The sequence below is a fragment of the Pedobacter psychrophilus genome, assembly GCF_001652725.1.
In the GTDB taxonomy this organism is placed as follows: Bacteria; Bacteroidota; Bacteroidia; order Sphingobacteriales; family Sphingobacteriaceae; genus Pseudopedobacter; species Pseudopedobacter psychrophilus.
This window is the reverse complement of record NZ_LWHJ01000004.1, coordinates 1-8,951: the sequence shown is the minus strand read 5'-3', so window position 1 is coordinate 8,951 and position 8,951 is coordinate 1. Positions and strand designations below refer to the sequence as shown.

At 31.6% G+C, this 8,951-nt stretch carries 9 protein-coding genes; all 9 read left to right on the top strand.

The window, feature by feature from the left end; translation table 11 throughout:
• Window positions 1-145 precede the first annotated feature (145 nt).
• The 9 genes from A5893_RS00305 to A5893_RS00255 all read left to right on the top strand — a co-directional run bounded on the left by A5893_RS00305 (window position 146) and on the right by A5893_RS00255 (window position 8,701).
• Window positions 146-724 carry a hypothetical protein gene (locus tag A5893_RS00305; RefSeq protein ID WP_068820549.1) on the top strand — a complete coding sequence of 193 codons (579 nt, stop codon included), beginning with the start codon at window positions 146-148 and terminating at the stop codon, window positions 722-724.
• 183 nt (window positions 725-907) lie between these two features.
• Window positions 908-1,318: a hypothetical protein gene (locus A5893_RS00300; RefSeq protein WP_068820548.1), complete on the top strand. Its 411-nt coding sequence runs from the start codon at window positions 908-910 to the stop codon at window positions 1,316-1,318.
• A gap of 230 nt (window positions 1,319-1,548) precedes the next feature.
• Entirely contained in the window at window positions 1,549-2,082 is a 534-nt protein-coding gene (locus tag A5893_RS00290) for a hypothetical protein (RefSeq protein WP_157687317.1), read from the top strand.
• Between the two features lie 404 nt (window positions 2,083-2,486).
• On the top strand, window positions 2,487-2,993 hold the full coding sequence (locus tag A5893_RS00285) for a hypothetical protein (protein ID WP_068820545.1): 507 nt from the start codon (window positions 2,487-2,489) through the stop codon (window positions 2,991-2,993).
• A 1,064-nt stretch (window positions 2,994-4,057) separates the two neighbouring features.
• Complete coding sequence (locus tag A5893_RS00275) at window positions 4,058-4,642, top strand: DUF2971 domain-containing protein (RefSeq protein WP_198342229.1); 585 nt, start codon at window positions 4,058-4,060, stop codon at window positions 4,640-4,642.
• Window positions 4,643-4,788: 146 nt separating this feature from the next.
• Window positions 4,789-5,748 carry a restriction endonuclease gene (locus A5893_RS00270; protein WP_068820543.1) on the top strand — a complete coding sequence of 320 codons (960 nt, stop codon included), beginning with the start codon at window positions 4,789-4,791 and terminating at the stop codon, window positions 5,746-5,748.
• A 186-nt stretch (window positions 5,749-5,934) separates the two neighbouring features.
• A complete protein-coding gene (locus A5893_RS00265) occupies window positions 5,935-6,624 on the top strand; it encodes a hypothetical protein (protein WP_068820542.1) in 690 nt (229 codons plus the stop codon).
• Window positions 6,625-6,858: 234 nt separating this feature from the next.
• Window positions 6,859-7,416 (top strand): hypothetical protein, encoded by a 558-nt coding sequence (locus tag A5893_RS00260; protein WP_068820541.1) that lies wholly within the window; start codon window positions 6,859-6,861, stop codon window positions 7,414-7,416.
• Between the two features lie 736 nt (window positions 7,417-8,152).
• Entirely contained in the window at window positions 8,153-8,701 is a 549-nt protein-coding gene (locus tag A5893_RS00255) for a MepB family protein (protein WP_068820540.1), read from the top strand.
• Window positions 8,702-8,951: the final 250 nt, after the last annotated feature.

The window sequence follows — 8,951 nt, the reverse complement described above, 5'->3', positions numbered from 1 at the left end:
TGAACTGCTTTAAGTTATTTCATCACAATTAACTAAATTTATACGGGTAGACAAGTTTTTACTTTCTATGCCATTACAACACAAATTCGCCAATCGTTAGCGGTAAGCATAACAAAACGACACCTTAATTAAAACATAAAAATAAATGGAAAAAATACCAACAATCTTCGACAGAAACTGGGAGACAAACCGAAAAGTTAACGAAAAATTAGTTCTTGAACATTTTGATTTCGAAAACTCTATTGCAACAGAAAAGTTAGATGGAATGAATGTTCGTGTGACAGTGAGAAATCATACTATTGTTAGAGTTGAAAAACGACGAAACCCAGACAAAACCCAAAAAAACGATGGAATAGTTGATCCGTGGTACGTTGACGCCGATGAGGCGGAAACAGCTGACAGATACATCTTTGAAGCAGTTAAAAATACCGACTTCTCATCTGTTCCTGATGGCGAATGGAGTGCTGAAGCTTTAGGAGAAAAAATACAAGGAAACCCTTTAAAACTTGTTGGACATACTTTATTTATTTTCTCACTTGCTGACTGGTGCGAAAAAGTGAAATATGAAAATGTTCCGACAGACTTTGAAGGATTAAAAAAATGGTTACCAGAACAAAAAACAAAGTTTGGAAATGGTTCAGGAATTGAAGGAATTGTTTGGCATAACTTAAAGAATGGCGAAATGTGCAAAATAAAAGTTAAAGACTTCGATTTTAAAGCTTAAAAAATGCCAACCGCTAACAGCAAATTTGTTCAAAAATGGCTGACGGTGGTTCAACTCAGGTTTTTCGTTAATTATTTAGTTCAGTGCGGTGCGACAATGGTTCTGCAAGCAATGCCATTTCTGCACAAATTTTCAAAACGTTACCAGTAATAGCCACGCCGAAGAAATACAAAATAAAATGTAATGACAAAAGATTTAGTTTTATTAAACCTTAATGAAAAATGGAATTGCAATCTTCCATTTGGCTGGATTCCAATAACTGGAGAAAAAGGAATACCAAATACCGAAATTTATCAATCAAACCATTTTACTGAACATATTACGAACCTTCCAGACATACTTAAAGACATCTATGATATAATTGAAGTATTTGAAATTCAAGAGAGCGGAAATATGACTTTCAAAAAAGCGACTGAATGTGATTTTGTTTATGATGGATTGGAATACATATATACTGACAAAAAATTTCAATTTGTTATTTATTGTTCACATGAAAGTTCAATTACAGTTGGTGGAAAAGAGTTACTTGAAAAAATTCATGAAGTTTGGCCAGACTATGTTAATCGAATTTGGACTTTTCCATTTTATACTTAAAAAAAATAATAAATTGATGAATGCTACTACTGGTAACAGCAAATTTGCACAAAAATGGCTGACGGTGGTTCAACTCATGTTTTTCGCTAATTATTTATTTTGTGCGGTGCGACATTGGTTCTGCAAGCAATGCCATTTCTGCACAAATTTTCAAAACGTTATGTATAATATTACAAACGACCTAAATACAAGATATGAACTTTTTTAAAAAAATATTCTCAACAAACAGAATGACAAGCCAAGAAAAAAAGATTAAGTCAGTTTTAACTGACGAATCCTTTGACAAGCGGTATAAAGAATTAGATTCTGACAATCCTATATTTGAAGATAGTAACAAAATGATTAATGATTATTTTCAAGTAAATAATATTTCACAGAAGTTTAATGGTTCTACAAATCATCCAGTAAATATCGACCAAGTGTTAAATGAAGGTTTTTACGACTTTTGTAAATCTTTGGATATGGAAGATAAACAAATTGGTATGACATTATCAATTTGTTTTAGTAATTATTTCACAGAAAATTTTGACTTTCAGTTATATAGTGACAATGAGCCTGAATCTTCACTTCGATTTCTTACTCTCAAATACAACAAAGATGGTGTCGTGATGTCTCTTTATCCTTTTGAATACACTCTGAAAGTTTTGAATAAGGAATCTACTTACGAAAATTTATATTTAAAAATTCAAAATCAATTAAATCAACTACCTAACAAAGACGAGACATTAAAAGAAATGTTAAGCGACATTAAAAATAAAAAATAATACTACACATAACCGCAAATTTGCACAAAAATGGCTGACGGTGGTTCAACTCAGGTTTTTCGTTAATTATTTAGTTCAGTGCGGTGCGACAATGGTTCTGCAAGTAATGCCATTTCTGCACAAATTTTCAAAACGTTATGTGTAACCATAAAACGACCGAAATACGTCAATAAGAATAGATTGAAATAGAATTGCAAATCGACAATTGAGAAATAATATTTAAACTTTTTAAGTAAAAAAAACCGAACTGACATTTTTAAAAAACTAATTAGAATAAACCTACTGAACGGAAAGATTTAAAAAGATAAATTAAAATTGGAAATTCGTTAAATTCAACAAAGTAATTTAGAAATTATAAGCAATATGTTTGCAAACATTGAGTATCGTAATAAAAAAAAATGAGTATGAAAAAAGTTTTAGGTATTATAATAGGCATAGTTGTGATTTTATGGATTGCAATGAGAATATTTGGAGGTTACAACTCAAATAATATATTATCTAATGAAGCATGTTTTGAAATTTTCATTGATAGTGACTCGTTTAATGTAGACAAATATTTTGATTTACCAGAAGGAACTTTTGATAAAGACAAAGATATTTTAATTTGTAAATTACCAGTGGAAGTTCAGGGATTTAAAGCAAGTCATGTAATAGTACGAACAGACTTAAAAGATATTGATTGTAATGCAAAATTCAAAAAAGGTGATTATATTCAATACGAACCTTATGAGCTAAAAGGTTCGGATTTCGAGTTATTAATAGTTAAAAAAAATGCCAATTTGGTAGTTCTTAATACGCCTATTGGACAAACGTTAATTTTAGCTAAAAAGAATTTAAGCTATGACTATTCAAAAGGAAAAGTCAATAGGTTAGTTGTATGCGTAAGTGGACTATCTGAATATTGTAAATAGAAAAGAATACTGAAAATCTAAGTTAAGGTAATGAGAAATGAACCTCTAAAATGATAATTTCAAATTTAACCAAGACTTAAATGTTTCAGAATAAAGACTAATTTGCAAGAAATCTAATTTCCTGTTATACTTCAATGCTATAAGTAGTAATATGTACAAAATTTAATTCTATTGACAGGCTAATAAAAAAAGCATATAAATGGCTACACATAACAGCAAATTTGCACAAAAATGGCTGACGGTGGTTTATGTTAATTCATCAGTTATTTATTTAATTTAGTGTGGTGCGACAATGGTTCTGCAAGCAATGCCATTTCTGCGCAAATTAGCAAAACGTTAGCGGTAATTTAACTGCCGACTTTATGACTGACAATGCACATGGAATATTTGATTTACAGTAGATGGATATTTTTATATGAATAAGGATTATATAGAGTTTTCTTTTTACACCTGCTTCTATGAAATATTCATAGTTGAAAATTCCTCATGGGAAACGGAATTGGATGGAACTGAACTATTTGAAATTTTAGAGTTACTTCAAATAACTATTGACAAACAACTGCTTGTTGAGAAATATCTTAATCGAAACAACCACTCAATAGAGGTATTTCAAAGTAAGACTGACGAAAGGGCTTTCGCATACTTTGACCTAAAGAAAGACCCTACCGACCAAAACGACATGTTCTTGCTAGGTATCAGCTGTAGAAAGCATGATAAAGACGTTATTTATGCTAAACTTTTAACTATTCATCGAAAGCTGAAAACAAAGTCGCTTTTTACTTCGGACATTGAAAATTATGAATTATACAATGGGGCTTTTAGGCCATACTCACACTTTTTTGACGACAATTACATTCTTAATAACCGACAGATTAATCATCATATTTTATAAATAAACTACCGCTAACAGCAAATTTGCACAAAAATGGCTGACGGTGGGTTACGTTATTTCATCAGTTATTTACTTAATTTGGTACGGTACGACAATGGTTCTGCAAGTAATGCCATTTCTGCGCAAATTTTCAAAACGTTAGGGGCAATAATACCGAACGCCGAAACATACAATGATGACAGAAATTTTATATAAATATCGCAGTTTAGACAATTTCAAGAATTTTGTGGACATAATTCTAAAAAATAGACTTTTTGCTTCAAAATATAAAGACCTGAATGACCCAATGGAAGGGCAATATTATTATCAATCGGGCGAACTGAACAGAGAGATTAGGAATAAACTATTAGAAGAAAAAGGAGAGTTAAGACTATGTTCACTTTCAAAAGTCAGAGATAACCAACTTATGTGGTCACACTACACTAATGGACAACGAGGCGTAGCAATTGGTTTACGAATTGATAACAACCAATATACTGTTAAACCCATCCAATACAATGGACTTGTCTCAATTAGAAATCAAGATTTTAATGACCAAACTGCAACTGAAATTTTAAGCCATAAACTTGTAGTTTGGAACTATGAAGAAGAAGTAAGAGCGTTTGTTAGAGACAGACATTTTATTGATATAACTATTGAAGAGATTATTACAGGTGTAGCTATGAGTAATGCAGATTTTGGATTTGTAAAAGAACTTATTGAGAAAATAAATCCTAATATTAGAATTATAAAAGCTGATACATTTATGAATAATTAATCGAAAAATAAAAATTACGCCAAAAGCTTCAATTAAATTAAAAGTAATACCGAGATTACTCTTGGAACATTAATCCTTGAAATATAAATTACTACTATTAAAATCGTTTCGCAAACGTCAGTAGCAAAAACACCTAAAGAACTTAAATGACACAAACTGACACATTCCATTATCCCCCAGAATTACTTGAACTGCTTATTGGAGCAATTCCATTATTGAACAGGTCTAAAAAGTCAGTACTTCTATTTTTTAGAGGAGCTGGAATTTCAGAGAAATTATACAAAGATATTTCAGAAAAATTAGATGCAGATAAGGACAGTATTAATAAATATGAAATTTGCAGAACTATCTTAACGAGGATTAACGAAAAAACAGACACCTATATTAGGGAAAGACGAGAACTTTTAAAACGTGTTGTAGAATTTGAATCTTTCACAAACTGCTGGGAAACTGATCAATACAAAGCAAAGGGACTTGTTTCTGAAATAAGAACGATTGTAAATGTAAAAGATACTTTTACAAGAATGAAACTAGAAAAAGAAAGCATTCAGGCTAAGCATAGTGAAATTTACTCAAAAAAAGTTGAAGAAATTAAAAAGAGAACTGAACTAATTGAAAAGACTAAAAAAGAATTCTACGCCTTATTTAGCATAACCAATCCACAAGAACGAGGCAAGAAATTAGAAGGAGTATTGAATTCATTATTCTCTATATATGGAATTCTTGTTAGAGAAGCATTTACACGTAAGGGCGACAATGGCGAAGGGATTATCGAGCAAATTGATGGAGTTATAGAAATCGACAACCAAATTTATTTGGTTGAAATGAAGTGGAAAAAGGATAAGATAGGAAGTGAAGATATTTTTGCTCACTTGGGAAGAATTTACCATAGAACAAGTGCACAGGGTATTTTTATTTCAGCATCAGGTTTTGCTGATTCAGGAATTATCGCAAGCAAAGAAGCGTTAGTAAACAAAGCAATTTTAATTCTAACAGACCTTGAAGAATTCGTTAACGTCCTTGAATACGACAAGGATTTGACACAATATTTTAAAGCAAAAATCAGAAAAGCAATAATTGACAAGGAGCCATATTCGAAACCTTAGAAAAATTACTGCCCCTAACAGCAAATTTGTGCAAAAATGGCTGACGGTGGTTTATGTAAAGTCATTCGTTATTTACTTAAATTAGTGCGGTACGACAATGGTTCTGCAAGTAATGCCATTTCTGCACAAATTTCCAAAACGTTATGCGCAAGTTTAACCCGACAGACCTTTTAAACTAAATCAATTATGATTAAACCAAATCATAGAAAAATCCCGGTCTTATTTTTTAAAATAATAATAGTAAGCACCTTAATTTTACTATTATTTCAACTTTTTGAGGTTTATTTATATTTATTAGCAGAGAATCCATTCTATATACTTTTTGAATTATTATCAAAACTCATCTGGTTAATTTTAATCATAACGGCAATTTTATCAGCTTTTATTACAATTAAATATAAAACAGAAAATAAATTAAAAGCTATATTCATTGCCATATCTCCTTTTTTAATTTTAACTCTAATAACTAAAGAATATTCATCTAGAATTGATTTTTTTATTAGAAATAAAGAAAGACAGGTATTTGTGAATAAAATATTGAATGGAGAAATCAAGTATAAATTTAATCATGAAAAATCTGCTACTGTGTTTGTAAATGATTATAAATATCACACGCTACACAGTAGTTTGGTGGTTATTGAAAATATTAAAGGCTTAAACTGTATATATTTCCCTGTACATCTTGGTCTTTTTACGGTAAGAACAGAGGGATTTGTATATATCCCTATACCTGACAGCTCTATAATATCTGATTTTAAATTAAATACAAAGTATGAACATTCGGAAATTTTTTATAATCCTATCACTATATACAAACTTGATGAACACTGGTTTTATGTAGTAAATGGAGAATTTGAAATGACATTTCCTAATTAATAACTATTTGATTTCCAGACAAAAAATGAGATTAAAAAACCAGCGCATAACAGCAAATTTGTGCAAAAATGGCTGACGGTGGTTTACGTTAATTCATCGGTTATTTACTTAATTTAGTGCGGGTCGAAAATGGTTCTGCAAGTAATGCCATTTCTGCACAAATTTTCAAAACGTTAGCGTTCAGGCTAAAACGACACAACTGACAACAATTGAACAAACAAAAAATAAAAACTTTTGGTAAAAAAGAAATACGATTGGTGGACAAGAAATTATCAGAATAGACTTTTGATATTTGGTATTATGCTGACAGGATTTAGCATTTATCAACTTCCTACAATTTGGACTTTTAAATCAAACTTGACACAAATAAAAGGAACGCTTCGAGCCGCTGACACATATGTTACTAACGTAACAGACCAAAGTGGACACAACAGCAGAAAATCAGAACTGATTATTTATATAAACGGACGACAACAGAAATTCTATTTGGCAGAAAATATCGGTAACGAATGGCGTTTCGACAAATATGAAAAAATTTCGCAAGGTTTGAAGCAAGCAGACTCAGTTACGGTTTGGGTTAAAAAAAGTGAAGTTGATGAATACGAACCAGAAGTTTTTCAAATCGACAACGATAAAACAACTTTATTGGATTTTGAAAAGGTGCGAACAGACAAAAGTCCATTGACGGCATTTATGCTTTTACTTGGACTTGGTTCTATAGCATTATTTTTATGGCTTCGGTTTCCTAACAACTTCAACAGAATACTAAGGACAAATGAAAAGACAAATTAACATTGACAAATTAACAACTGATAAAAAGAAGCCCGAACCGCTAACAACAAGTTTGTACAAAAATGGCTGACTATGGTAAAATAACTTTCTACAAATTAATTAAGTTTATGCAAGCTGAAATTGGTACTGCTTTAATGCCATTTCTGTACAAACTTGCAAAACGTTATGGGGCATTGCTACTGAATAACTTATAGTATTTTAAAAATAATTACCGACCGAACTGAACGAAAAGTTTTAAAAGTATTTAGCCGAACAGTTTGCTCAATTGCGTTTTTTTAACCGCCCGAACTGAACTTTTAGGTTTTGGTATTTATGGTTTATTTGGCCGACCAAATCGCTCAACTTAAATTTGTTCCGACAAAATCCAATTAAACAAAACGTTTTAGCCGACCTGAATGAACAAAGGAAATGAATCGAAAAACTAAAGATTTTTTTTTGGTTAGCAACAAAAAATCCAAGAAAATTGACCGAACTAAATTCATAAATCGTTAACCGAAATGTATTTACAGAACTTAAATATCGCAAGAATAGCAATCGCAACGTCCCATAACCACAGGTTTAAAAAATTGCGGGGCGAAGTGCTTGTACTTAGTTAGTGTTTATTTACTTAATTTGTGCAGGTCGACAGAGTTTCTGCAAGTAAAACCGCAATATTCTTAAACCTGCCAACCGTTAGCGGTCATTGTAAGACGACACTAGAACACAAAACCAACAAACAAAATATCGACTATAAAATATGACAACAGAAAGCACATTGCCGATTATAAATTCATTTCATAGCGACCTAAAAGTTGCGAAAGAATTGGTTTATGACAAATGTGGTTTTGACTTGACAGACCCAAAATTGAATTCCGAAAGTGCAGAATACGGAGCTTGCTCATTTGGACTTAACGGAAAGACAATTCAACACCGTGTTTCTAAAATTACACCGACAAAAACAGGACAGTTTGTAACAATTTGGAAAAGAAACAAAGACGGAATAACTGAGCCGTTCGACATTTCAGACAACATAGATTTTATAATAATCACATCAAGAAGCGGTGACAACTTTGGACAATTTATTTTCACAAAATCTGTTTTGGCAGACAAAGGAATAATAACAAGAAACGGTAAAGAAGGGAAACGTGGAATTAGAGTTTATCCACCTTGGGACGTTGCGACAAATAAACAAGCAGAGAAAACTCAAAGTTGGCAGACGAAATATTTTTTGACAATTAAAAACCATAATTTAACAGACCTTAATTTGACAAAAAAATTATTCACTCAAACTGACGAAAATGATTAATAAAAATCGGTGGAAAGAAAAACAACGAACCGCTAACAGCACCTACCCAAAAGGCGGGGTTTCGTGCTTCGCAGACACATTTGTGGTAGCCGAAAGTTCAGTTCTCCGAATGAAGTTTAGTGGTAAAAATCCCGCCCTTCGGGTAGCTGCCAAACGTTAGCTGCAACTTGAGCAAAACTGACCAACTCCGAATTCAAATCAGACAATAATGAAAATACTTAAATTTCTAATGTTTAACCGTTTTGTGAGA

Excerpts from the sequence above, each read along its gene's own strand:
- A5893_RS00275 (WP_198342229.1), top strand. The coding sequence starts at position 4,058 with ATGATGACAGAAATTTTATATAAATATCGCAGTTTAGACAATTTCAAG.
- A5893_RS00255 (WP_068820540.1), top strand. The coding sequence starts at position 8,153 with ATGACAACAGAAAGCACATTGCCGATTATAAATTCATTTCATAGCGAC.
- A5893_RS00305 (WP_068820549.1), top strand. The coding sequence starts at position 146 with ATGGAAAAAATACCAACAATCTTCGACAGAAACTGGGAGACAAACCGA.
- A5893_RS00285 (WP_068820545.1), top strand. The coding sequence starts at position 2,487 with ATGAAAAAAGTTTTAGGTATTATAATAGGCATAGTTGTGATTTTATGG.
- A5893_RS00300 (WP_068820548.1), top strand. The coding sequence starts at position 908 with ATGACAAAAGATTTAGTTTTATTAAACCTTAATGAAAAATGGAATTGC.
- A5893_RS00265 (WP_068820542.1), top strand. The coding sequence starts at position 5,935 with ATGATTAAACCAAATCATAGAAAAATCCCGGTCTTATTTTTTAAAATA.
- A5893_RS00270 (WP_068820543.1), top strand. The coding sequence starts at position 4,789 with ATGACACAAACTGACACATTCCATTATCCCCCAGAATTACTTGAACTG.
- A5893_RS00290 (WP_157687317.1), top strand. The coding sequence starts at position 1,549 with ATGACAAGCCAAGAAAAAAAGATTAAGTCAGTTTTAACTGACGAATCC.